22 protein-coding genes are annotated in these 24,823 nt (G+C 64.6%); 10 read left to right on the forward strand and 12 right to left on the reverse strand.

Annotation, left to right across the window (positions count from 1 at the left end; translation table 11 throughout):
- Positions 1–21 precede the first annotated feature (21 nt).
- The 5 genes from IVB29_RS01710 to IVB29_RS01730 all read right to left on the reverse strand — a co-directional run bounded on the left by IVB29_RS01710 (position 22) and on the right by IVB29_RS01730 (position 4,482).
- Complete coding sequence (locus IVB29_RS01710; RefSeq protein WP_247501653.1) at positions 22–291, reverse strand: hypothetical protein; 270 nt, start codon at positions 289–291, stop codon at positions 22–24.
- Between the two features lie 100 nt (positions 292–391).
- Positions 392–1,795: a hypothetical protein gene (locus tag IVB29_RS01715; protein ID WP_247501654.1), complete on the reverse strand. Its 1,404-nt coding sequence runs from the start codon at positions 1,793–1,795 to the stop codon at positions 392–394.
- Positions 1,796–1,955: 160 nt separating this feature from the next.
- Positions 1,956–3,332 carry a sensor histidine kinase gene (locus tag IVB29_RS01720; protein WP_247501655.1) on the reverse strand — a complete coding sequence of 459 codons (1,377 nt, stop codon included), beginning with the start codon at positions 3,330–3,332 and terminating at the stop codon, positions 1,956–1,958.
- Between the two features lie 92 nt (positions 3,333–3,424).
- Entirely contained in the window at positions 3,425–4,096 is a 672-nt protein-coding gene (locus tag IVB29_RS01725) for a response regulator transcription factor (protein WP_247501656.1), read from the reverse strand.
- Between the two features lie 230 nt (positions 4,097–4,326).
- Positions 4,327–4,482 carry a hypothetical protein gene (locus tag IVB29_RS01730; protein WP_247501657.1) on the reverse strand — a complete coding sequence of 52 codons (156 nt, stop codon included), beginning with the start codon at positions 4,480–4,482 and terminating at the stop codon, positions 4,327–4,329.
- 235 nt (positions 4,483–4,717) lie between these two features.
- Between IVB29_RS01730 and IVB29_RS01735 the strand changes: the two genes are divergently transcribed.
- From IVB29_RS01735 to IVB29_RS01770, 7 genes are all read left to right on the forward strand, one after another.
- Positions 4,718–5,713, forward strand: coding sequence for a Ku protein (locus IVB29_RS01735; RefSeq protein ID WP_247501658.1), 996 nt, complete (start codon positions 4,718–4,720; stop codon positions 5,711–5,713).
- A gap of 56 nt (positions 5,714–5,769) precedes the next feature.
- Complete coding sequence (locus tag IVB29_RS01740; protein WP_247501659.1) at positions 5,770–6,006, forward strand: hypothetical protein; 237 nt, start codon at positions 5,770–5,772, stop codon at positions 6,004–6,006.
- Between the two features lie 151 nt (positions 6,007–6,157).
- Complete coding sequence (locus IVB29_RS01745; protein WP_247501660.1) at positions 6,158–6,340, forward strand: hypothetical protein; 183 nt, start codon at positions 6,158–6,160, stop codon at positions 6,338–6,340.
- Positions 6,341–6,530: 190 nt separating this feature from the next.
- A complete protein-coding gene (locus tag IVB29_RS01750) occupies positions 6,531–6,695 on the forward strand; it encodes a Flp family type IVb pilin (protein ID WP_247501661.1) in 165 nt (54 codons plus the stop codon).
- A 1,361-nt stretch (positions 6,696–8,056) separates the two neighbouring features.
- Positions 8,057–9,748 (forward strand): thiamine pyrophosphate-requiring protein, encoded by a 1,692-nt coding sequence (locus IVB29_RS01760; RefSeq protein WP_346731263.1) that lies wholly within the window; start codon positions 8,057–8,059, stop codon positions 9,746–9,748.
- 108 nt (positions 9,749–9,856) lie between these two features.
- Positions 9,857–12,337, forward strand: a complete 2,481-nt coding sequence (locus IVB29_RS01765) for a GAF domain-containing protein (RefSeq protein ID WP_247501664.1) — start codon at positions 9,857–9,859, stop codon at positions 12,335–12,337.
- An 18-nt stretch (positions 12,338–12,355) separates the two neighbouring features.
- Positions 12,356–14,056: an alpha/beta-hydrolase family protein gene (locus IVB29_RS01770; RefSeq protein ID WP_247501665.1), complete on the forward strand. Its 1,701-nt coding sequence runs from the start codon at positions 12,356–12,358 to the stop codon at positions 14,054–14,056.
- A gap of 6 nt (positions 14,057–14,062) precedes the next feature.
- On the opposite strand, the gene IVB29_RS01775 is transcribed toward IVB29_RS01770, so the two are convergent.
- The gene (locus tag IVB29_RS01775; protein WP_247501666.1) at positions 14,063–15,646 is read right to left on the reverse strand and encodes an MDR family MFS transporter; all 1,584 of its coding nucleotides are present in this window, start codon (positions 15,644–15,646) and stop codon (positions 14,063–14,065) included.
- Between the two features lie 155 nt (positions 15,647–15,801).
- Positions 15,802–16,317, reverse strand: a complete 516-nt coding sequence (locus IVB29_RS01780) for a YcgN family cysteine cluster protein (protein ID WP_247501667.1) — start codon at positions 16,315–16,317, stop codon at positions 15,802–15,804.
- A gap of 295 nt (positions 16,318–16,612) precedes the next feature.
- Between IVB29_RS01780 and IVB29_RS01785 the strand changes: the two genes are divergently transcribed.
- The 3 genes from IVB29_RS01785 to IVB29_RS01795 are packed head-to-tail and all read left to right on the forward strand — an operon-like array spanning position 16,613 to position 20,073.
- Positions 16,613–18,904 carry a PBP1A family penicillin-binding protein gene (locus tag IVB29_RS01785; RefSeq protein ID WP_247501668.1) on the forward strand — a complete coding sequence of 764 codons (2,292 nt, stop codon included), beginning with the start codon at positions 16,613–16,615 and terminating at the stop codon, positions 18,902–18,904.
- Between the two features lie 9 nt (positions 18,905–18,913).
- Positions 18,914–19,492 (forward strand): DUF1214 domain-containing protein, encoded by a 579-nt coding sequence (locus tag IVB29_RS01790; RefSeq protein WP_247501669.1) that lies wholly within the window; start codon positions 18,914–18,916, stop codon positions 19,490–19,492.
- A complete protein-coding gene (locus IVB29_RS01795) occupies positions 19,489–20,073 on the forward strand; it encodes a DUF1254 domain-containing protein (protein ID WP_247501670.1) in 585 nt (194 codons plus the stop codon). Before IVB29_RS01790 ends, IVB29_RS01795 begins: the two co-directional genes overlap by 4 nt.
- Before the next feature lie 254 nt (positions 20,074–20,327).
- Here IVB29_RS01795 and IVB29_RS01800 read toward each other — a convergent pair whose 3' ends face one another.
- From IVB29_RS01800 to IVB29_RS01820, 5 genes are all read right to left on the reverse strand, one after another.
- Positions 20,328–21,506, reverse strand: coding sequence for an MFS transporter (locus IVB29_RS01800; RefSeq protein WP_247501671.1), 1,179 nt, complete (start codon positions 21,504–21,506; stop codon positions 20,328–20,330).
- A gap of 28 nt (positions 21,507–21,534) precedes the next feature.
- Positions 21,535–22,755 (reverse strand): MFS transporter, encoded by a 1,221-nt coding sequence (locus IVB29_RS01805; protein WP_247501672.1) that lies wholly within the window; start codon positions 22,753–22,755, stop codon positions 21,535–21,537.
- Positions 22,752–24,119: an FAD-dependent oxidoreductase gene (locus tag IVB29_RS01810; RefSeq protein WP_247501673.1), complete on the reverse strand. Its 1,368-nt coding sequence runs from the start codon at positions 24,117–24,119 to the stop codon at positions 22,752–22,754. Before IVB29_RS01810 ends, IVB29_RS01805 begins: the two co-directional genes overlap by 4 nt.
- A gap of 49 nt (positions 24,120–24,168) precedes the next feature.
- The gene (locus IVB29_RS01815) at positions 24,169–24,486 is read right to left on the reverse strand and encodes a helix-turn-helix domain-containing protein (RefSeq protein WP_247501674.1); all 318 of its coding nucleotides are present in this window, start codon (positions 24,484–24,486) and stop codon (positions 24,169–24,171) included.
- An 80-nt stretch (positions 24,487–24,566) separates the two neighbouring features.
- Positions 24,567–24,767: a GDCCVxC domain-containing (seleno)protein gene (locus tag IVB29_RS01820; RefSeq protein ID WP_247501675.1), complete on the reverse strand. Its 201-nt coding sequence runs from the start codon at positions 24,765–24,767 to the stop codon at positions 24,567–24,569.
- Between the last annotated feature and the right edge of the window lie 56 nt (positions 24,768–24,823).

Here is a 24,823-nt window from a genome sequence, read left to right on the forward strand (position 1 = left end):
AAACGGTGAAAATCCAACGGCTTAGCCGATCTCGAAGTCCACGCTTTGAGCGGCGTCCTCGCCGTGCCCGTTGAAGGCCCTCAGGAAGTATGTTCCCGGCTCAATGGCCTCAGGCAATCTGATGCGCAACGCCCCCACGGGAACGGGCGAGGCCACCCTCGTGACGGTCTCAGGCAGCTGCCGACCGCTTGCCTTCTCGACCAGCACCACCTTCGCACCAATCATCAGCCTTTGATATTTGGCAACAATGACCCTGTTTTCAATTTCGATGGAGCTGATAATGGGTTTCATGCGCGCACAGATAGAAATTCCAAAAGCTTGCACGCCGACCGTAGGGCCCGCCACCGGCACCGTCAACCTCAAATTGTGATCGCAAAAATACGCGCCTGGATCAGCCTGCGCGCGACGATTTGCGCTCGCCGGTCGCTGCGTTCTCCGCGGCCCGGCTCATCAGCGAGGCATAATCGTCGCCGAACAATACCTGGCAGAAGCGAATCGCAGCCTGCACCTGCTGCTGCCTGTAGGTGCGCACCTTGTGATCGGCCGAGCGCAACGCCTGCACCAGCTGCTCGGTCGAGCGTTCGACATATTGCTGCAGGTCGGAATAGGTGCGCAGCGTCACCTCGTTGATCGCAAGCTCGCTGGCGTAATTGCGGCAGGTCGCGACGAAATCGATCAGCGCCGCGGTTTCCTCCACTTCGGTGCTGTCGATCCGCGCGCCCGGCGGAATGTCCTTCTCGGGGCGCTGGCGCAGGATGCGGCGAACGCGGCCGGGAACGCTGTCGATCTCCGACTGGAGCGCGTTCGAGATGTCGGCCCGAATTGAGGTCAACTGCTTGCCCCACGCGGAATCGTTGCGCAGGTCGAGTTCCGTGCGCAGGCCGCGCGCGCCGTCATGCAGCGCCTTGAGGTTGTCGGCGACGGTCTCGAACTGGCCGCGCTTGATATCCATGCGCAGGATCGCAGCGACACATGACAAATCGTGCAGGGCGATCGTGACCGCGACGCCATAGGGCGTGGCCGCGACGCGGATCTCGTCGTCGGAGGCGGCGATCTTGATGGCGAGGCGGATGATCTGCCACGGCGCGGTCATGCGCTGCACGACCGTCGACAGCGCGAAGGGCAGCATCTGCGGCGTCTGCAGAACGGGAATGTTGAGCGCAGTAGTCACCGAAGCGATCTGGGGATCGCCGAAGGTGCGCAGGAAGCGCGGCAGCTTCTCATTCAGGGTGGCGATGGCGTCGCGGACCGCGAGCACCGCGCCGACCGAATAGAGGTCCTCGATCACGTTGGGCGGGCCGACGCGGGCGAGCGCGCGCGACTTGTCGCCGCCGCCCGGTCCCGTCAGCGCGAAGATGGCATCCGCAGCCACCGCCTGGAGCTTTTGCGCGAGGGCCTCGACCTGCCCTCCACTGTCGGCCGCCGGCATGCGCGCCAGCGCCGTCTCGAATTCGTTCAGCTTGTCGGGGGCGCCATCACGGCCGAGCCATTGCCAGATCGGCGGGAGCGAGGAGCGCCGGATCTGTCCGGCCCGGATCGGGACGCCCGCCTCGACCAGGAAAGGTTCCAGCGCCTGGAACAGCAGCCGCGACAGGTCGTCGGTGCGCGGCGGCGGGGCCTCATCGGATTCCGTCTTGCGCACGATCTTGCGCAGCTGCTCGAGCACGAGGGTCGCCACAGCCGTGTCCTGGCCGCGTTCGAGCGCGCGCTCGAACTCCCGCATCAGCAGCGCCTGCGCCTGCGGCGGGAGCTGCGCGAGATATTCCCTCAGCCGCTCGATCGATGTCTGGCTCATGCGCCCGGGTAATGCACGGTAAAATGGCGGACATGGGATGCGTCCGGCGTAATCATAGGAGGCTGCGCCTTAAGAAGCCGTTGAGGACGTTGGCTCAAATGCCCGCCTTTTGCTCCGGATCGGCGCCCCGCAGACCAAATAACCCCTTGGGAACAGAGGATTATATTCCGGGAAGCATCAGTTCGGCGCGCAAGCCCCCGATCGGCGCGCCACTGAGCGAGAGGCTGCCACCATAGAGGGCGGCCAAGTCAGTCACGATGGACAGACCGAGCCCCGAGCCGGGCTTGGATTCGTCGAGGCGCTGGCCGCGCCGGGAGACCTGGGCGCGCTCGGCCTCCGACAGGCCACGGCCGTCGTCGTCCACGACGATCCGCAGCCGCGGGCCAGCCCCCGCCTGGCTCGGCGCCTCCGCCAAAACCTCGATGAAGACCCGCGACGCCGCCCATTTGCAGGCGTTGTCGACGAGATTGCCGACCATCTCCTCCAGGTCCTGCCGCTCGCCCCGGAATTTTGCCGACGGATCCGCCTTGGCCTCGACCATGATGCCGCGGCCGCGATGGATCTTCTCCATGGTCCGCCGCAGCGCCTCGATGGCGGGCGCCACTTCCGTCACGGTGCCAACGACCGAGACCCTGGCCGCGATGCGGGCGCGCTCCAGATGATGGGCGAGCTGGTTGCGCATCACGTCCGCCTGCTCCATCACCTTGGCCGCGAACGGATCGGCGGCATTCGCGCCGGCCTCGTTGACGATGACCGAGAGCGGCGTCTTGATCGCGTGGGCGAGATTGCCGACATGGGTGCGGGCGCGCTCGACGATCTCGCGATTGGCATCGATCAGCGCGTTGGTCTCGCGCGCCAGCGGCGCGATCTCGACCGGGAATTCGCCCTCGAGCCGCTCCGCCCGCCCGGAGCGGATGTCGGCGATCGATTCCGAGATGCGCTTGAGCGGCGCGAGGCCGAAGCGAACCTGGAACACCGTGGTCAGCAGCAGCACGATGCCGAGCGCGGTGAAGGTGCCCCCGAGGTAGTAGTCGAAGCTGCGCGTCTCGTCGAAAATCTCGGTGTCATCGCCGGCGACGCTGACGAGGAATTTGCCGTCGGCGCCGAGATCGACCGGACGCTCCACCATGCGCAAATTCTGGCCCTCGGGCCCGTCGACATAGGCGAGGCGAATGCCGGCAGCAGTGATCTCGGCGCCCTGCTCGTCCAGCTTCGGCAGCTTCTTGTCCCAGAGCGAACGCGAGGAGCGCACCTCCGGCTTTTCGGTGTCGGTGCGCGTGATCTGCCAGTACCAGCCGGACAGCGGCAGATCGAACAACGGCTCGCCGAGTGACTGGAACTGCCGATCCGGCGGCTCGTCGGGGGTCGCAACCTCGGCGATCAGGGTGCGGAGATAGAGATTGAGCCGGCGGTCGAAGGCGCGCTCGGTGGCGTTCTTGTAAACCGACGACAACACCACGCCGGTGATGGCCAGGATCACCACGAGCCACGCCGTCGCCGACAGGAACAGTCGGTTGGCAAGCGAGCTGGCGGGCATCGGAATGATCCCGGGGGCGCGAGGTGGCATGGCGTCGGCGGTCATGACGCGACCAAGGCCCGTGTCCGACCGCGCGTCAAGCCCAGATCACTTCAAGCCCCTTGTGGCGGCGGGGTCAGGAGATAGCCGAGCCCACGGACGGTCTGGATGATGTCGACGTCGAGCTTCTTGCGGATGCGGCCGACGAAGACCTCGATGGTGTTGGAGTCGCGGTCGAAGTCCTGGTCGTAGAGATGCTCAACTAGCTCGGTGCGGGACACGACACGCCCGGAATGGTGCATGAGGTAGGCCAGAAGCCGATATTCGTGCGAGGTCATCTTGATGGGATTGCCGGAGACGCTGACCCGGCCGGTCCTGGTGTCGAGGATAACCGGACCGCAGCTCAGCTCGCTCTGGGCATGGCCGGTGGAGCGGCGCAGCAGCGCGCGGATGCGCGCCAGCACCTCCTCCAGATGGAACGGCTTTGCGACGTAATCGTCGGCGCCGGCATCGAAGCCTTGCACCTTGTCGCTCCAGCGATCGCGTGCAGTGAGGATCAGGACCGGCATGGTGCGGCCGTTGCGGCGCCAGGCCTCCAGCACCGAGATGCCGTCCTTCTTGGGCAAGCCGATGTCGAGCACGACGGCGTCGTAGGGCTCGTTGTCACCGAGGAAGTGCCCCTCCTCTCCGTCGAAGGCGCGATCGACGACGTAACCGGCGTCGGTCAGCGCCTTGGTGAGCTGGCGATTGAGATCGGGGTCGTCCTCAACGACGAGCAGGCGCACGCTTCTCTCCAAAAATAGGCCGCATGAACACCGCCATAGATGAGCAATTCCGGCGTGAACTGAATATGAACGCGGGGAACTGGCTGCGTTACTTTTTGGTCATATACGATTTGTTCGCAGCCTGCGCGACTGCGCCCGCCAGGCCACCGGACGAGCCGGAGGCATGGCGGGCGCAATGTGCCGCGTTATGCGGCGAGTCGGAAGGTCCGCCCTTCCCGTCAATTCCGCCGTCAGGTCCGGAAGAACACGAACCAGATGACGGCGAGGATCAGGATCGCAAGCCCGGTCGAGATGGCAAGCAGCGCCAGCACCGAAGGTCCCGGCTCGCCCTGGCGCGCCTCGGTCGCAGTCTCGACGGTCTGATGTTGGTCTCGCGTGGATGCCATGGTGACCTCAATCTCTGGCTGTCGCGTCGGATGGCCGCGACCTCCTCGCGGCGTGATATCCCGTGGCAACGCGTGATCGGTTGCGATGTTCCGACCTTTTGCCATTCGCCCGGTGGCAACCACGCGCCCGGCGACCGGTTAACGCAGTTGCAAGATTCCGCCGGCCGCGGAGTATGATTCGGTGTTCCCCGATGGTATCCTCATAAGTCTGTCCCCGTTGCGTTTGGAGTAGCCCATGGCCCCCCGCGCCAATTGGAAGGGTTTTCTGCGTCTGTCGCTCGTGACCTGTCCGGTCGCGCTGTATCCGGCCACTTCGGATACCGAGAAGGTCTCGTTCAACCAGATCAACCGCAAGACCGGACACCGGATCAAGTACCTCAAGGTCGACGCCGAGACCGGTGACGAGGTGACCTCCGAGGACATCGTCAAGGGCTACAAGGTCGACACCGACACCTACATCGAGGTCACCAAGGACGAGCTCGACGACATCGCGCTCGACTCCACGCACACGATCGAGATCGACGAGTTCGTGCCGAAGACGGACATCGACAGCCGCTATCTGATCCGCCCCTACTACCTCGTGCCCGACGGCAAGGTCGGCCACGACGCCTTTGCGGTGATCCGCGAGACCATCCGCAGCATGGACAAGGTCGCGATCGGCCGCGTGGTGCTGACAAACCGCGAGCACATCATCGCGCTGGAACCGCTCGAGAGCGGCCTGATGGGTACGCTGCTGCGCTACCCTTACGAGGTCCGCAGCGAGAAGGACTATTTCGACGATATCCAGGACGTTAAGCTCACCAAGGACATGCTCGACCTCGCAAAACACATCGTCGAGAAGAAGTCCGGCGCATTCGAACCCGAGCTGTTCGAGGATCATTACGAGACCGCGCTGATCGATCTCATCAACAAGAAGCGCTCGGGCGCGCCGATCGCGGCGAAGGCGACGCCCAAGACCGGCGGCAACGTCATCAACCTGATGGACGCGCTGAAGAAGAGCATCGCGAACGAGAAGGACGCCGCGCCCGCAACGAAGGTCGTCAAGGAGACCGTCAAGGCCAAGAAGCCGAAGAAGCGCGTCGAGGGCCAGCGCGAGATGCTGCTGCCGATCTCCGGCAAGGGCGGCAAGGATGCTGCGGCGAAAGCAGCTCCCAAGGAAGCGACAAGGGAAACTGCGAAGAAGGCCGACAAGCCGGTGCGCGCGCCGGCGCGGGCGAAGAAGGCCGGCTAGCAGCGCACCTTTCGATCACGCCGTGATCTCTCCCCTCGCCGATCGGCCGGCCTGAGATGCCCTGGTCGGCGGCATTCGACGATCCCATTTCCTTAGCCAGCGGACGCAAGCTGCGGACGCTGCAAGAGGCGGCCGATCACATCATGCAGCTGCCCGAGGACGCGCAGCATGCGAGCCACTGGCAGACCGCGGTCGAGACCCTGATCAACGCGGCCGAGACGGGCGGCGGCTGGATGATGTTCGCCCACATCGCGATGCTGCGGGCACTCAACGCGGACGCGCGCCGCAAGTAGCCTCAACAATCCGTTAAAACGCACCATCGTTTTCGGCGCCCGCCTCGCGCCCGCGCGGCGCTACGTAATCCTACGGAAGACAAAATTAACCGTCGGTTCCCGTTGCGTGCAACAAGGTCGCGCCGTCGATTGAACCCAAGGTTTGCACACGGTGCAGCAGCGCGACGCCAGAAAGAACTATATCGGCCTCGTGAGCGACACGACCGAGGACAAGCACCTCGCCGACAGCGCGGCGCGGTCGCTGCCGCGCGGCATGCGCTATCTGGTCACCCGCCTCGCAGCCGTGCTGAAACGCCCGCGCAAGGCCGCGCCTGGACGCACGATCAAGCCTTGAGAGGGCAGCGTCAAATCCAGCCGAATTGGGTGACGAAACCTTAAGTCAACGAATGGCAACATATAAGGCCTGAGGTCGGGTCCGCCCCACCTGTACTTTGGCGCGTGCGCGCCCCCGAAAAGTTAGTGAATCAATTTACCATTCCGGAAACGGCACCAGCCTACGTTGGACGGATGAACAGGAGTTGACGATGGCTTTGCTCAGGTCATTTCTTGCCGATGAAAGTGCAGCCACCGCTATCGAGTATTGCCTGATCGCCGCCGGCGTTGCGCTCGCGATCGTCACCATCGTGAACAACACGGGCAGCGCCCTCCTCAACAACAAGTTCAACTCGATCGACGCCGCCACGAAGTAACCGGCACTCCCACCAAATCGCCATTGCGAGCGCAGCGAATTGTCCGCCGAAGCTTTAGCGAAGGCGGAAGCAATCCAGAATCCCTCCGCGGAAGGACTCTGGATTGCTTCGCTGCGCTCGCAATGACGGAGTGTGGAGAGACAGCGGGCCGCTCCAACGGCTCGCATTTCATTCGTGGACATACCCGTCGGGCAGCCCAAGGGAGCGTTGCCCGGATGGAGCGGAGCGAAATCCGGCAGTCGGCTCCCGCGGATGCAATCATCCCGGATTACGCTGAGCCTGTCATCGGCGGCGCTTTGCGCCGACCCGTTGGCTCGATCCGGGCTCCGGTGCTATCAATCGCTGGGCCACAGTTACTCAAGGGATGCGGATGAGAAGCGCGACGCTATTGGCTCTCAGTCTCATGGTTGTCGGCGTTTGGTCGCTGGACGGCGCGAGCGGGCAGACCGCGCCGCCGGTTTCGCTTGCCCCGCCCAATGCCTCTCCGCCGCATGCGAACGCCAAAAATTCGACAATTCCGTCGGCGTCCGGCAGAGAGACTTCGACACCCGTGCGGGGCGTGATTGCTCCGGCGCCGAATCCGGCCGCCGACTACGATGGCTTCAGCGCCACGGACGACAATGACACCCCAAGCCAAGTGACGCCGCCTGTGAGGTCACGCGCAGCAATGGGCGCCAAATCCAATCCGGATGCAGCCGGACAATCGCCGATCGATCAGGAAGACGAGGCGTTGCGACGAAAGCTGACGATCTGCAAGAACTGCAAATAGGCTCGCTGCCCGGATTGAACGTCCTCTTTCGGTAATCTGAGCGGAGCGCACCGCTTGCCGCAATTCCCGAGAAGACGATTCGACAATGGGGGCTCAGCCCAGCGGAGATGGAAAAGCTCAACGAATTGCGCCGGAATGCTTTGTCACTCGAATCCGAGGATTCTTTTCTGAGTGGCGAAATCGCGACTTTCGTGCGAGCGAACTATTCGACAGATAAGTCGCGCCCATCAGGCCGCGCTGGACGACCTCACGCAGTACGTTTACGCCATCGCAAACGTTCTCCAATGGCCGAACTGTCGATAGAGATTATTATGCTTCGCGCTTGGCGGTGCTGTGCGTCCCCATGAGGACGAACTGCTCCAAGGAGAATCTCAAGTTCGGACAATCTGCAAGCGCCGCGCCCGAAACGGGCAAATAGCGATGGAGCCCGCAGACGAATAAAAAGCGACGCGAAATCCACAATCACATAGGCAGACGCGATGACCGAAGGGTTTCGCCGGGGTTCGTGCCCATCGGGCATCGCGTTTCCGGATGCATAGCTGACCTACCATGACCGTCGCCTGCCCACGCTTTACCGTCCCCAAGATTCCTGATCCTCTCTCCCCCAACCAGCCGGGACCAACCGGCATCGCCTGAGGAGAGAGACGCCATGAAGCTCGGCACCGCCATTGCGGAAATCATGAAGCGCGAGGGGATCGAGATCCTCTGCGGTTATCCCGTCAACCACCTGATCGAGCATGCGGCGAAGGCCGAGATCCGCCCTGTGATGGTGCGGCAGGAGCGCGTCGGCGTGCACATGGCGGATGCGATCTCGCGGGTGACGTCGGGGCGCACGATCGGCGCATTCTGCATGCAGCACGGGCCCGGAGCGGAGAATGCAATGGGCGGCGTCGCGCAATGTTTTGGCGAATCCGTGCCCGTGCTGGTGCTGCCGATGGGCTATCAGCGCCGGCTCGCGCATATCGAGCCGAATTTCAATTCCAGCGAGGCGATGAAGCCGTTTTCGAAATCCTCCGAGCCGATCATCCTGGCCGCCGAGGTCACCAACATTTTTCGCCGCGCATTTACAAAACTGAAGAACGGGCGCGGCGGGCCCGTGATCGTCGAGATCCCCGCGGACATGTGGAACGAGGAGGTGCCGGAGCCGCTGAACTACACGCCGGTGCTGCGCACGCGCTACGGCGCCGACCCCGTGCATGTGAAGGAGGCGGCCAGCCTGCTCGTCAACGCCAAGCGGCCGGTGATCTATGCCGGCCAGGGCGCGCATTACGCGCAAGCTTGGCCGCAGCTGAAACAGCTGGCGGAGCGGCTCGCGATTCCCGTCACGACAAGTCTTGGCGGCAAATCGTCGTTTCCGGAAACGCATCCGCTCTCGCTCGGTTCCGGCGGGCTCGCGGTGCCGCGCGCGGTGCCGAAGTTTCTCGCCGAGGCCGACGTCATCTTCGGCATCGGCTGCTCCTTCACCGAGACCAGCTTTGGCATCGCGATGCCGAAGGGAAAAACCATCATCCATTCGACGCTCGACCCGAACCATCTTAACAAGGATGTCGAGGCGAAGATCGGCCTCGTCGGCGATGCCGGTCTCGTGCTCGATGCACTGCTGGAGGAGATCGGCAAGACGGTCACTGGGGATCGCGATGCCTCGGCGGTCTCAGCCGAGATCGCGGCCTCGCACAAGGAGTGGCTGGCGAAATGGATGCCGAAGCTCACCAGCAACGACGCGCCGCTCAGCCCCTATCGCGTGCTGTGGGACCTGCAGCACACCGTGGACGTCAACAACACGATTATCACCCATGATGCCGGCAGCCCGCGCGACCAGCTCTCGCCGTTCTGGAAGGCGGTAACACCGCTCTCCTATCTCGGCTGGGGCAAGACGACGCAGCTCGGCTACGGCCTGGGGCTCGCGATGGGCGCAAAACTCGCAAAGCCCGACAAGCTCTGCATCAACGTCTGGGGCGATGCCGCGATCGGCTTCACGGGCATGGATTTCGAGACGGCGGTGCGCGAGCGTATCCCGATCATGTCGATCCTCCTCAACAATTTTTCGATGGCGATCGAGTTGAAGGTCATGCCGATCTCGACCGAGAAATATCGCTCCACCGACATTTCCGGCGACTACGCCGCGATGGCGCGCGCCTTCGGCGGCTATGGCGAACGGGTGACCAGGCCGGAGGATATCATTCCCGCGATCAAGCGCGGCATCCAGAAGACGAAGGAAGGTGTGCCGGTGCTGCTGGAGTTCATCACCAGCAAGGAGACGGAGGTGTCGCGGCCGGGCACCTGAGCCGGTTTTCGGCGGCAAATCCACGGCCGCGGACGCTGGCTCCAGCTGCCGGAGATGTGATAATCCGGCTTGGTGCCGCGCATGTCGCGGCATCCAGCCGGATTGCGAATGACCAACCTTTCCAACGATGGCGCCGACGGGCTCGCGGCCGAGAATGCGCGGCTGCGCAGCGCGCTCGCGATGGCGCGCGATCGAGAGAACGCGAGCGCGGAGATCCTGCGCACCATCGCGGCCTCTCCTTCCGATGCGCGGCCGGTTTTCGCGGCGATCGCGTCCAGTTCGAAACACCTGCTGGGCGGCTTCTCCGCCACCGTGCTTCAGTTCATCGGCGAGGAGCTCCATCTCGTGGCGTTCACACCGACCAGCCCGGAAGCGGACGAAGGACTGAAAGCCTCGTTCCCACGCAAGATCGCGGACTTCCCGACCTTCGCGCTGGTGCGCGGCGGCGAGACGATCCAGTTCCCCGACAGCGAGGCTGCCGACGTCCCCGAGCTGAACCGGAATCTCGCGCGGCTGCGCGGCTTCCGCAGCGTGCTGTTCATGCCGCTGATGAACCGGGGAGCGCCGGTCGGCATGATCAGCGTCACGCGGGCCGAGCCCGGCGCGTTCGCAGCCGATCTCGTGCAGTTGCTCCAGACTTTTGCCGACCAGGCCGTGATCGCGATCGAGAATGCGCGCCTGTTCAACGAGACGCGCGAGGCGCTGGAGCGCCAGACCGCCACCGCCGACATCCTGAAGGTGATGGCCGCCACGCCGTCCGACGTGCAACCGGTGTTCGATGCCATCGCCGCCAATGCCAACCGGCTGATCGGGGGCTTCTCCACCGCAGTGTTGCGTTATATCGACGGCGCCGCACATCTTGTGGCCTTCACGCCGGGAGATCCCGCTGGCGACCGTGTGCTCCAGGCCTCGTTCCCGGTGCCGTTCGCGCAGTTCCCGGCCTACCAGCTCGTCGCCCATGGTGAATCGGCGCAGCTGCCTGACACCGAACTCGAGCCGGCCGCGCGCGACATCGCGCGTGCCCGAGGCTTTCGCAGCATGCTGTTCACCCCCCTGATGAGCGAGGGCGAGGCCAAAGGCGTCATCATCGCCACGCGGCGCGCGACCGGCAGCTTCGCCGAACATCATGTGCGGCTGTTGCAGACTTTTGCCGACCAGGCGGTGATCGCGGTCAAGAATGTCAGCCTGTTCAACACGACCAGGGAAGCGCTGGAGCGGCAGACCGCGACGGCCGATATCCTCAAGGTGATCGCGGCCTCGCCTGCGGACGTCACGCCGGTATTCCAGGCCATCTCCGACAGCGCCAAGGCGCTGGTCGGCGGACACTCCTCCACCGTCACCCGCGTCATCAACGGCATGCTGCATCTGGCGGCTTTCACCACCGACAACAAGGCGGGCAACGAGGAACTGCGCAGCTCCTTTCCAGCGCCGCTGGCGGCGTCCGGCATTCACAGCCGGGTCGCAACGACCGGTGAGTATGCCTTCCGCAGCGACATGCAGAACGAACCCGACCTGACGGAGGCCATGCGGGAACTGGCGCGGACGCGCGGCTATCGCAGCATCCTCGTGATCCCGATGCTGCGCGACGGCGTTGCGATCGGCACCATCGGGGTGACACGGCCCGAGGCCGGTCCCTTCCCGGAGAAGGCGATCAGCCTGCTCAAGACCTTTGCCGACCAGGCCGTGATCGCGATCGAGAACACGCGGCTATTCAACGAGGTGCAGGACCGCACGCGGGAGCTTGCCAAATCGCTCGACGATCTGCGCGCAGCGCAGGATCGTCTGGTGCAGACCGAGAAGCTCGCTTCGCTTGGCCAGCTCACCGCCGGCATCGCGCACGAGATCAAGAACCCGCTCAATTTCGTCAACAATTTTGCCGCGCTCTCGGCCGAGCTCACGGATGAGCTGAACGAGGTGCTTTCGCCTATTCCGCTCGCGGACGATGTCCGCAAGGAGGTCGACGAGCTGACCGAACTCCTGAAGGACAATCTCGGCAAGGTCGTGCAGCACGGCAGGCGCGCCGATTCCATCGTCAAGAATATGCTGCTGCACTCGCGGGAGGGCGGCGGCGAGCATCGGGAAAGCGACGTCAACGCGCTGGTCGAGGAAAGCCTCAGCCTCGCCTATCACGGCGCGCGCGCCGAGAAGCCGCAATTCGACGTGACACTCAAGCGCGAGCTCGATCCTTCGGCCGGGTCTGCCGAAGTGTTTCCGCAGGAGATCACCCGGGTGCTTCTGAACCTGATCTCGAACGGGTTTCATGCGGTGGCGAAACGCAAGGCGGACAATGGCTCCGGCGGTTACGAGCCGGTGGTGACAGCCACGACTCGCGACCGCGGCGACAGTATCGAGATCCGCATTCGCGACAACGGCACCGGCATTCCGGACGAGGTGAAGGCAAAAATGTTCAATCCGTTCTTCACCACCAAGCCGGCCGGCGAAGGCACCGGCCTCGGATTGTCGATGAGCCACGACATCGTAGTGAAGCAGCACGGCGGCACGATCGACGTCGCGACCGAGCCCGGCGCGTTCACGGAATTCACGATTCTGCTGCCGCGAAAGAGCAATTTTTCAGACAACAAAGGATAGCGTCGCTCGGAGGATTTCATGAAGCTGGTGCGGCTCATTCGGCAACAATTGCTCTCGCTGTCCGGCGTCGGCCTGATGCTGGGCGCGCTGTTCTTCGCAGCCGCACTGACGCCGACGCTGATCCCGCGAAGCTATCTCACGCAAGGCGCGCTCGCCGGCGCCTGCTTCGCGATCGGCTATCTCGCGGGCGTCCTGTGGCGCCGGCTCTGGCACTATCTCGAATTGCCCGAGCCGTCGGCGCGCGCGAGATCGATTGCGAACGCGCTGGTCGCGGCCGGCTGCCTGCTCGTCGTCATCGTCTTTCTGTGGCGTGCCGCCGAATGGCAGAACTCGATCCGCGCCGTCATGAAGATGGCGCCGGTCGAGAGCGCGCATCCGTTCAAGGTCTGCGCCATCGCCCTGGTCACATTCGTGGTGCTGCTGGTGCTGGCGCGGCTGTTCAAGCTTGTCGCCCGCTTCCTCGCCGCGTGCACGAGGCGGCTTATTCCGCAGAGACTCGCGAACGTCATCGGCGTGCTCATTGCAGCCCTGCTGTTCTGGTCGATTGCCAGCAATGTCCTGATCCGCGTCGCGTTTAACGCGCTCGATTCGTCCTTTCGCGAACTTGATGCCTTGCACGAGCCCGAGCGGCCGCAGCCGACCGATCCCGGTCGAACAGGAGGCGCGGCGTCACTGGTGAAGTGGCAGGAGCTCGGGCGTACCGGGCGCAGGTTCATTGCCTCAGGTCCGACCGCGACCGAGATCGGCGCCATCACGGGAAGGCCCGCGCGGGACCCCGTGCGTGTCTATGTCGGCCTCAACAGCGGCGACACAGTGCAAGCGCGCGCAAGGCTTGCGCTCGACGAGCTGAAGCGACAGCACGGTTTTGAACGCAAAGTCCTGATCGTGATCACGCCGACCGGTACCGGCTGGATCGATCCGGCCGCGATGGACAGCGTCGAATATCTCCACCATGGCGACGTCGCCAGCGTCGCGATGCAATACTCCTACCTCAACAGCCCGCTGTCGCTGCTGTTTCAACCCGAATACGGCGCGGACGCGGCACGCGCGCTGTTTGCGGAAATCTACGGCTACTGGACGACGCTGGCGAAGGACGAGCGGCCGAAGCTTTATTTGCATGGGCTCAGCCTCGGCGCCATGAACTCGGAAAAATCGGCGGAGTTGTTCGAGACGATCGGCGATCCCATCGCCGGCGCGGTGTGGAGCGGGGCACCGTTCGAGAGCCGCATCTGGCGCTGGGTCACCGCGAACCGCAATCCGGGCTCGCCGGCGTGGCTTCCGGAATTCCGCGACGGCCGCTTCGTGCGGTTCATGAACCAGAACGGACCGACGGTGCCGCGAGACGCACCCTGGGGCCCGATGCGAATCGTCTATCTGCAATATGCGAGCGACGCGATCACGTTCTTCAATTACCGGGATGCCTACCGGCGTCCGGCCTGGATGGAGGCGCCCCGCGGGCCGGATGTGTCGCCGGAGCTGCGATGGTATCCGATCGTCACCATGCTCCAGCTCGCCCTCGACATGGGGATGGCGAATGGCACGCCGATGGGCTTTGGCCATGTCTACGCACCCGAGCATTACGTCGATGCCTGGGTTGCCGTGACCGATGTCCGGGATTGGTCGACCGACGCGTTGGCGAAGCTTAAGGAGCAGCTGGCGGCGAAAGCGCGAACGACGGGCGCGGGCAATGCCGACGACGATCCTGACCGCGGCGGGTGAGGTGCCCTACTCCGCCATCTCCACCTGCTGCGTGACGGTCGGACCGGCCAGCGGCCGCTCCTCCATCATGGTCAGGCAGAGCGCGGCGGTGGTCATCAGCGCGGTGGCGGCGCCAAAGACATAGCGGAACGCGTGCCGCATGTCCTCAGTGGGAATGGCTGGAACGCCCGCGGCGTGATGCTCGCCGGCGAGCGGAATGTCCGCGCCAAGCGCGATCAGCAGGATGGCGGCGAAGGCCGCGACCGTGAACGAGGACATCAGCGAGCGGAAGAAATTCATCGCGCCGGTGATGGTGCCGACCTGCGGCCGCGCGACCGAATTTTGCAGCGAGACCACGCAGACCGGGAAGGTGGTGCCGAGGCCGAGCGCGAACGCCGCCATCAGCGTCAACAGGCCCCATAGCGGCAAGGTGGTGAGCGTCAGGCCGAGCGCGCAAATCGCCGCCCACGACGTGCCAATGATGGCGACGCGCTTGTAGTGCTTCGCACGCGCCATGGTGCGGCCGGCAATCGCCGCGCCGCAGGTCGAGACCGCTGCGAGCGGGATCAGCGCAAGGCCGGCCTCGCTGGCGCTGAGATGGTAGACCGACTCGTAATAAAGCGGCAGCTGCACGGTGAGGCCCGTGATCGCACCGAGGCCACAGCCGCCGGCCGTCAGCGCGAACGGCGCCACCGATCCCGTCAACAGCTTCAACGGCAGGAACGGCTCGTCGGCCCGCCGCGCGTGCCAGACGAAGCTGACCGCGAGTGCGACCGCGCCGCCGACCATCGCAAGCACCGTCGGCGAGAGCCATGGGAAGCGCGTGCCGCCCCAGGTCAGCACCAGCATGAAGACGACCGCAGACGCCATCAGCAACACGCCGCCGAGCCAGTCGACCTTGCGCTTGCGGTGGAACACCGGGATCTTTTTCATATTCGGCAGCAGCATCACGATGGCCGCGGCCGCGAGCGGCAGATTGATCCAGAAGATCATCGACCAGTGCAGATGCTCGGCGAAGACGCCGCCGATGACGGGGCCCAAAATGCCGCCGACCATCCAGACGCTGGAGAAATAGGCCTGGTACTGGCCGCGCTCACGCGGGCTCACGACGTCGGAGATCACGGTCTGCACGACCGGCATGATGCCGCCACCGCCAAGCCCCTGGAGGCCGCGCGCGAGGATCAGCATCGGCAGATTAGGCGCGATCGCGCACAGCACGGAGCCTGCGACGAACAGGCTGAGCGAGATGATGATCATGACGCGGCGACCGTAGATGTCGCTCAGCGTCCCGAACACCGGCGCGACCGCGGTCGACGCCAACAGATAGGCCGTGATGACCCAGGACAGGTTCGAGACGTCGTGGAACTGGCGCCCGATGGTCGGCAGCGCGGTCGCGACGATGGTCTGGTCGAGCGCTGCCAGGAACATCGTCAGCATCAGGCTGATGACGATGGTGCGGACTTCATCTGGAGAGAGCGGCGCCGGCGGCGCGATCGAAGGAGCGTCATCGACGCTCAAGACCTCGCTCGGAAGGCGGGACAGCTCTTCGGCGATATCGTCGGGCAACATTTGAATGTCGGCAGAACTGTTCTGCCGTTCGAACTTGTTCATCTCGATCGGAAGCCGTGAGGCGGCGCAATGCCGCGAAGGATTCGTTCTATGCAGCCAATGTAGACAGCAAAATTCTTCTCAGGCAGGCACCGCGGCGCATGGGAGCATCCCGCCGCCGGGTCATCCCGCAGACGTGATCCAGATCCGAAGGCGGATCAGTCCTTCGGGCGTCGCTTCAGGCGTGCCCGTTTCGGCAGCTGCGCGGGCCATTGCACGATGTGGTTCTCAAGCTCGTCGTCCGGGATCTCAACCTCACTGCCCTCGACCCGGCCGCGCACGGAGACGCCGGCCTCGTGCACGGTGTTCGGGTCGCCGGAGACCAGCGGATGCCACCAATAGAGGTCGCGGCCCTCAGCCACGAGCTTGTAGCCGCAGCTCGGCGGCAGCCAGTTCAGGGTGCGGACATTGGCCGGGGTCAGGCGGACGCAGTCCGGAACCTGGGCGGAACGATTCGGGTAGTCCTTGCAGCCGCAGGTCGCCCCATCGAGCAGCTTGCAGCCGACATGGGTGAAATAGATCTCGCCGGTATCCTCCTCCTCGAGCTTGTTCAGGCAGCAGCGGCCGCAGCCGTCGCACAGGCTTTCCCACTCGCCCTCCGACAGCTCTTCCAACGTCTTGGTTTTCCAGAAGAATCCTTCCTGGCCTGAAGGTCGTTTGGGAGCTGCGGTCATGCGCCTCAACAAAGGTTCGAAAGAGCTACGGTTGATCCCATCTAGGGCGTGGGACCATGACGCCGCAAGCAACGCTCCCGTGTGGCCCGTAATGAACCGGGGTTCAATTAGTCCTGTTGTTCAAAATCGCGAGCCTGACCATTGGTTTATAGCCCCCGCTCGGCTAGAAGGAACATAGAGTCCCCCTCGGACGCGAACCGGGCGCCTTGGGTTTGCCGCAACACTCCCGCAAGACGTCTCGATGCCGCCCGGCCGGGTGCTTGAACGCTGTCGAAGCGAGCCGCAAGGGTTCTAGGTGGTCCAGAACACACCATCCAATTGGAAGAGCCGCATCCGGAATTTCTTTCTGGATCTCGACGCGCGCATCGACTCCTCGCTGTTCTCCTCGGCCAAGGGCATCCGCGAGCTCTACGAGCGCTATTCGACTTTCATGGACCGGTTCTATGTCGGGCGCTGGAAGCGCTGGGTGTTCATCGAGCCGCTGTCGGAGGCAGCGACCATCGGCCTCGGCGGCCTGGTGCTGATGCTCACCCTCGCCATCCCCGCCTTCCGCGAGACCGCGGACGAGGACTGGCTGAAGAAGTCCGACCTCGCAGTGTCGTTCCTCGACCGCTACGGCAACCCGATCGGCAGCCGCGGCATCAAGCATAACGACTCCATCCCGCTGGAAGATTTTCCTGACGTGCTGATCAAGGCGACGCTCGCCACCGAAGACCGCCGCTTCTACGAGCATTTCGGCATCGACATCGCCGGCACCGCGCGCGCGCTCGTCACCAACGCGCAGGCCGGCGGCGTCCGCCAGGGCGGCTCCTCGATCACCCAGCAGCTCGCCAAGAACCTGTTTCTGAGCAACGAGCGCACCATCGAGCGCAAGGTCAACGAGGCCTTCCTCGCGGTCTGGCTGGAATGGCGCCTGACCAAGAACGAGATCCTCAAGCTGTATCTGGACCGCGCGTATATGGGCGGCGGCACCTTCGGCGTCGACGGCGCGGCGCATTTCTACTTCAACAAATCCGCGCGCGACGTGACGCTGTCGGAAGCCGCGATGCTCGCCGGCCTGTTCAAGGCGCCGACGAAATACGCACCCCACATCAACCTGCCCGCGGCCCGTGCCCGCGCCAACGTCGTGCTCGACAATCTCGTCGATGCCGGCTTCATGACTGAGGGCCAGGTGTTCGGCGCCCGCCGCAACCCGGCCTTCGCGGTCGACCGCCGCGACGAGGCCTCGCCGAACTATTATCTCGACTACGCCTTCGACGAGATGCGCAAGCTGGTCGACACCTTCCCGAAGTCGTACACCGAGCGCGTCTTCGTGGTGCGTCTTGCGATCGACGCCAACGTGCAGAAGGCCGCGGAAGACGCGATCGAGAACCAGCTGCGCCAGTTCGGCCGTGACTATCACGCGACGCAGGCCGCGACCGTGGTGTCCGATCTCGACGGCGGCGTCCGCGCCATGGTCGGCGGCCGCGATTATGGCGCCAGCCAGTTCAACCGCGCCGTCGACGCCTATCGTCAGCCCGGTTCGTCGTTCAAGCCTTACGTCTACACCACGGCCCTCCTCAACGGTTTCACACCGAACTCGATCGTGGTCGACGGCCCGGTCTGCATCGGCAATTGGTGTCCGCAGAACTATGGCCATTCCTATTCCGGCGCGGTGACGCTGACGCAGGCGATCACGCGCTCGATCAACGTCGTGCCGGTGAAACTGTCGATCGCGATCGGCCAGAAGGAACAGCCGAAGGCGCCCAACCCGGCCAAGATCGGCCGCGCCAAGATCGTCGAGGTCGCGCGCCGGTTCGGCCTCAAGGCGCCGCTCCCGGATACGCCGTCGCTGCCGATCGGCTCGGACGAAGTCACCGTGCTCGAACACGCCGTCGCCTACGCGACCTTCCCCAACCGCGGCAAATCGGTGACGCCACATTCGGTGCTGGAGGTGCGCACCGGCGCCGGCGATCTGGTCTGGCGCTGGGACCGCGACGGCCCGAAGCCGCGGCAGGCCATTCCTGCAAACATCGCCGCCGACATGGCGGGCATGATGAGCCACGTCGTCAGCGAAGGCACCGCGCGCCGCGCCGCGCTGGACGGCATTCCGACCGCGGGCAAGACCGGCACCACGAATGCTTATCGTGACGCCTGGTTCGTCGGCTACACCGGCAATTTCACCTGCGCGGTCTGGTACGGCAACGACGATTACTCGCCGACCAACCGCATGACCGGCGGCTCGCTGCCGGCGCAGACCTGGCACGACATCATGGTCGCGGCACATCAAGGCGTCGAGGTCCGGGAGATCCCCGGCATCGGCATGGGCCAGAAGCTGCCGCGCGAGCAGGTTGCGAACGCGCAGGCCAATGCGGCGCCAAAAGTGCTGGAGACCAAGCCCGGTCCGCCGCCGGTGCTGACCAAGCGCGGCGCCGACATTCTGGTGCGCGTCGAGAAGCTGCTCGACGACGCCGCCAAGACTGCGACCAAGGCGGCTGCCGACGACGGCAAGAACGCCAAGCCGGCCTCGGCGACCAGCGCGCTGGCCTTCCCGCAGAACTATGCGGCGGAAGAGAATGCGAACTCATCCACCCCGCGCAAGAACTGATCGAAACCCGTGCGTCTGATCCTGGTCACATTGACGGCCCTTCTGCTCGCGAGCGTGGTCGGCGTCGGCGCGACCTGGGTGACGACGACGCGCGGCACCGAGATCGGCGCGCTGACCATCGGCCCCTGGACCGCGCGGCCGCGCACCGGCACCGCCGACGTCGATCCCTATTCGCGCGCCACCATCGCGCGCAACGGCGAGCTGCCGATCGGCACCGGCGACGGCGTCGCCTTCACCGCGACCGCCGACGACAAGAAGAAGGCGCTCGACGGCCGCTGCGATATCGTCGTCTCCGGCGTGACGCCGCCGGCGCGGTTCTGGACGCTGACGCTGTATGACCGCAAGGGCCACCTCGTCGCCAATTCGCTTGCCCGCTACGGCTTCACCAGCCAGGAGATCGTGCGGCAGTCCGACGGCTCGTTCGAGATCCGCATCGCCTCGCGCTCGCGCGCAGGCAACTGGTTGCCGACCGGCGGCATCGAGCGCTACGCACTGATGCTGCGCCTCTACGACACCCCTGTCGGCGTTGCCACCCGCACCCAGCGCGATGCGCCGATGCCCACGATCAAGACGGTGGGCTGCTCATGATCCGCCTTCTCTTCACCATCGTCGCGGGCGTGGTGCTGGGACTCGTGGTCCATCTCGTCAGCGTGCTGGCGCTGCCGCGGATCGCGACGCAGGATGCCTACTCACGGCTGACGCCGATGACCAAGCTCAACGGCGTGACGCAGTTGCCCCTCGCCGATCCCAACACCTCGCCGATGCCGTTCATGGATCCCGCCTTTGCCCTGGCGATCTGCCGCTACGACCTCACAAGCGGGCCGATCAAGCTCACCGTGCCGGTGAGCCAGGCCTACACGTCAGTGTCGTTCTACACCCGCAACGAGATCGCCTATTACGCCATCAACGACCGCTCCGCCGGCAAGAAGGTGATCGAGCTCGACCTGATGACGGAAGCGCAGCACAATGAGCTACCCGAGGACGAAGAGATCACCGCGGCCGACCGCCTGATCATCGATTCCCCGACCGCGACAGGCCTGATCGTGATGAAGGCGCTCGCCGCCGAGCCCGGCCTGATGCCGCAGGCGCAAGGCTCGCTGGCGGCAGCGAGTTGCGGGCCGCAGACCGAGCAGCCCGCCAAGGCCGAAGCGCCGCGCGGACGGCGCTGACGCGCGGGCGTTTCGGCACGCTCAAAACAAAAATGCGAAAACAACCCCATGCACAGTAGCGGGGGCATTGAAATCATTCGCTGTTTTAAGTTCGTGCCAAACGCGCTTCGCGGACGGGCGCACCCGTGCCGGAGCGCCGCGATGTTGCGCTTTGACACGTCGGGCAAAACACTGGCATACTGGCATCATCGAGAATTCGTCAAACCCGCACAGAGCAATCCAACGCGGGTTTTTTCATGCCGGGGCAAGCTCGCTCACGATAGTTGTTTCCTCGGCTGAGCCATCCGCGCCCACAGCAGCGCGAACGGACCCAGCGCGATCCCTATTGCGAGAACGATGAACGCCAGCAGCCAGCCGGTCGCGCTCTGCGGGCCGCCGGCCATGTCGAGCGCAGCGCCGGTCCCCCACGCGCCGAGTGCCGACAGGCCGAAACCGATCGTCGAATGCAAAGCCAGTGTCGCGCCGCGATGTTCGGATACAGCGGCGGCCGACATGCCAGCGGTCAACGCACCTGAATCGGCCGGGACAGTCAGGCCATAGACGAGCAGCAGCAGCGCGAGCACCCATGCCGGGGCCGTGGCGTTGAGCCCGATGACCAGCGCGACGCAGGCGGATGTGATCATCACAATCGTGATCGCCCGATGGCGGCCGAATTTCAGCGCGGCCTCGTTGCCGAGAATGCTTGCCGGCATCGAGATCACCGCAAAGCAGAAGCTCAGCACCACTGGGCTCAGCCACGACGGCGCGCCCTGATGCGCGACAACGAAGGTCCAGAACCCGACCAGCCAGGTGCGGATGCCGTAGAGCTCGAAGCAGTGGGCACCGTAGCCGAGGATGTATCCGAGCGCCTCGCGATTGGCGAAGACGGGCGCGAAGTTGAGGAGACGCCCCGCCTTCGGCGCGGGCCGATGCTCCTGCATCAGAAGACATGCAACGACCATTGCGATGGGACCGAAGCCGGTGACGAGGAAAGCGGTTCGCCATCCCCAGCGGTCAGCGATCACCTGCGCCACCAGGAACGAGAGGCCGACGCCGACAGAAAAGCTTGACGTGTACATCGTGACGGCCCGTGAGGTATCGCCGGCGGGAAGCCGGTCCGTCAGCGCTTTCAGGCCCGGCATGTAGGCGCCGGCAAATCCAAGCCCTGCAAGGGCCCAGATCGCGGTCGCAGACCAAAACCCTTGCGCGAAGATTCCGAATGCTACGGTCGCCAGCCCGCTGACGATCGAACCCCAGAGCAAGACGAGCCGCGCATCGATGCGGTCGGTCAACGTCGTCAGCACGGGCACGGCGAGCATGTAGCCGAACGCATACCCGCTTGCCATCAAGCCACCTTCGGCGGCGGAGAGTCCCCATTCCGGCATCAAATGCTGCGCCAGGTTTGCGGACAAGGTGACATGCGGCAGGAGGTTGCCGACCTGGCCGAGGCACATCACCGCAATCAGGGATCGGCCGCCGAGCTTACGAATTTTGTTCTCCCACCTGAAGCGGCTTCGATGTTGTCTGCTCCGTGCGAAGCAGCAGAAGCGCAAAGAAGGCCGAGACCGAGACCAGCGCGCTGAGCCACAGCGCGCCGCTGCCGATGTGCTCCACCATCAGGCCCAGTGCGAGCGGCGCGGCGGCACCGGTCAGTCTGGAAGGCAGCGAGATCATACCGACGCGCTTGCCGAATCCAGCCGGCCCAAACAGCGCCAAGGGGAGCGTCCCGCGGGCAATGGTGATGATGCCGTTGCCTGCTCCATACAGCACCGTGAAGGTCGTCGCGAGCAATGGTCCGCCCGCGACGAGTGCAACGACACCGATCGGATTCATCAGCATGGCCAGCCTCGCCGAGAGCAGCGGATGAAACCGGGTGAGCCATCCTGCTTCCAGAAGGCGCGCGCCGACCTGCGCAGGCCCAACCAACGCGCCCGCGAGCAAGGCCTGAGGCGGCGTCGCGCCGAACGCAACCAGCATGGTCGGCAGGATGGCCGAGATTCCCGAGCTGACGAAGCTTGCTGCCGCGAACATGTAGGCCAGCAGCACCATCGCGAAGGTCTCGCTCTGACGTCCGGATTGCCGGCTCACGCTCGTGCCCGGTCGCGGCTGCTGGTCCAATGGGACGGCGCGCGGCAGCGAGAGATTGAGTGGCAACGCGAGAGCAAGATGGATCGCCGCCCAGACCTGACAGGCCACACGCCAGCCGTACTCGGAATCCAGCCAGGTCGTGAGCGGCCAGCCGAGCGTGCTGGCGAAGCCGGCGATCAGGGTGATGCCGGTGATGGTTCGCCGCGCATGGGTGCCATAGATGCGCGCAAGCGTCGCGAAGGCCGCCTCATAAAGACCCATGCCCATGCCGATCCCGAGCAACGCCCAGGCCGCGGCCAGCACTGCCACGCCATGAGCGACGGACAGCAGGAGCAAGCCTGCCACGAACACGAGGTTCGATATGGCTAGCAGGCTGCGCCCCCCGAACGTATCGATGGCATGCCCCACACGCGGGCCGAGCAAACCAGAGAGGACGAGCGCTCCCGATAGCGCGCCGAAAACGTAAGTCGGCGCAAGACCGAGATCGCGCGCAATCGGCGCGGCCAGGATGGCTGGAAGATAGTAGCTCGACGCCCACGCAACGGTTTGCGAAGTGCCGAGCGCGAGCACGGTGGCGAGCGGACCTCGGGCCTGCCCCGCAGGGACCTCCGTCATGAACAGCCGCACCCCGCAGCGCCAGCCTTCTTTGCCGATTCATCGGCGGCACAGCAGGCTGACGCCTCCTCCTTCGCCGGACCGCCGCAGCAACCTGTTGCGCTGGCTGTTTCGACACCGCCGCGCGTGCACACGCCGGTCTCCGGCAGTACAAGCTCCACCCTCGCCGCGGCTTCCTTGTCACCGGCGAGATCCGCGGCAATCGAGCGTACCTGCTCATAACCCGTCATCATGAGGAAGGTCGGAGCGCGGCCGTACGACTTCATGCCGGCCATGTAGAAACCTGCTTCATCATGCGCGAGCTCGCGCGCGCCGTGCGGGCGTACGGTGCCGCAGCTATGCTCGTTGGGATCAATCAGCGGCGCCAGGGCGACCGGTGCTTCGATGGCGGGATCGAGCCGCAAACGCAACTCAGACAGGAACGAGAGGTCGGGACGGAAACCTGTCGACACGATCAGCTCGTCCACGACCACATTTCGCCCACCGCAACAGGACCCTGCCGCGATCTTGAGGCGGCCATCGGAGTCCGACAGGTGCGTGACGCCGAATTCAGTTTCGACCTTGATCTTCCCGGAGGCAACAAGCGCAGCGAAGGCGCTGCCAAGCTCACCACGAGCAGCGAGTTTATCGTTGCGGCCGCCGCCAAACGCTTTTGCGGGGTCGGCACCACGCAATAGCCAGACCGGTTGGGTGCCGGGCACCTCGTCGGCGAGATGCACGAGATCAATGAGCGTACCAACCGCGGAGTGGCCCGCGCCCAGGACGGCAACCGCCTTGCCAGCATACCGGGAGCGGCCGGCGCCCCGCACATCCGGCATGCCATAGGCGATACGGTCGCCGCACTCGGGCTCACCGATGGTGGGCAAACCGTTGCCGCCGGCCGGATTGGGGGAGAACCATGTGCCCGACGTATCGATCACGGCATCTGCACGCAGAACCTCGGGCCCCTTGCCGTTCTGGTAGCGGATTTCGAAAGGCGCCTGCTCCCGGCCCTTGGTTTTCGCCTTGTCGAAGCCGACACGGCTGATGGCCGCGACGCGGCTGGACGTCCGGATCACCTCGCGCAACGGCGTTCGCGTCGCAAGCGGCATCAAATATCGATCGAGCAGCTCGCCGCCGGTCGGATAGGACTGAGGATCCGGCGAATTCCACCCCGTCGGCGCGAGCAGGCGCGCGGCGGCCTTGTCGACATTGTACTCCCATGGCGAGAACAGCTGGACGTGGCTCCACTGGCGAACCGCATGTCCCGCCTCGGAGCCGGCCTCCAGAACGATGGGTGACATGCCGCGTTCGAGCACATGCGCGGCCGCTGCGAGGCCGACCGGCCCCGCCCCGATGACGGCAACCGTTTTTCCGTCGCTCATTCCACTACTCCCGTCATTCTAGAATCATCGAACAAGTTAGCCAAAAAAATCAGGCCGCCGTCTTGGCATCCTTGCATTCGGCTTCATCCGCACAGCACTCCGACACCAGGAAATCCACCAGGCCGCGCATCGAGTCGTAGTTTGCATGGCAGACCAGGGTGGTGGATTCGCGGACCTGACTGATGAGTCCGACCGCGACCAGAGACTTGATGTGATGGGACAGCGTCGATGCGGGAATCTTCAGCTTTTCCTGTAGGCGGCCGACGGACATGCCTGGCTGTCCAGCCCGGACCAGTGCGCGGTAAATCTGAAGCCTCGTGCGGTTACCCAAGGCTTCCAAGCGTCCTGCTGCGTCGTCGATCTTCATAGCGGGTACAGTGCACCAGTTCGCCCCCGCCGTCAACCGTATTTCTAGAATATTGGAATTATGGTCCCCTCAAGCTGATCTCAGCAGCACCTTCCGTTCTGCTGGATCGGTGGACGGGGAACCGATCCGTACGAACAGTAGAGGCAGCAATCGCCGCTCTTGGGCTTGAGCCGAGTGCCGCATCCCTTGCAATCGTAGAAGAACTGACAGGCGTCAGTCGGCATGATTTCGGCTGACGCGTGACGACAGACTGGATACGAAATAACCGATTGCATTTGCATCGCCGGCCCTCCTCGATCGTAAGACATGGCACATTCCAAACGCGGCCGGTCGGGCA

Origin of the sequence: Bradyrhizobium sp. 1 (assembly GCF_023073315.1) — a bacterium.
Taxonomy (GTDB): Bacteria; Pseudomonadota; Alphaproteobacteria; order Rhizobiales; family Xanthobacteraceae; genus Bradyrhizobium.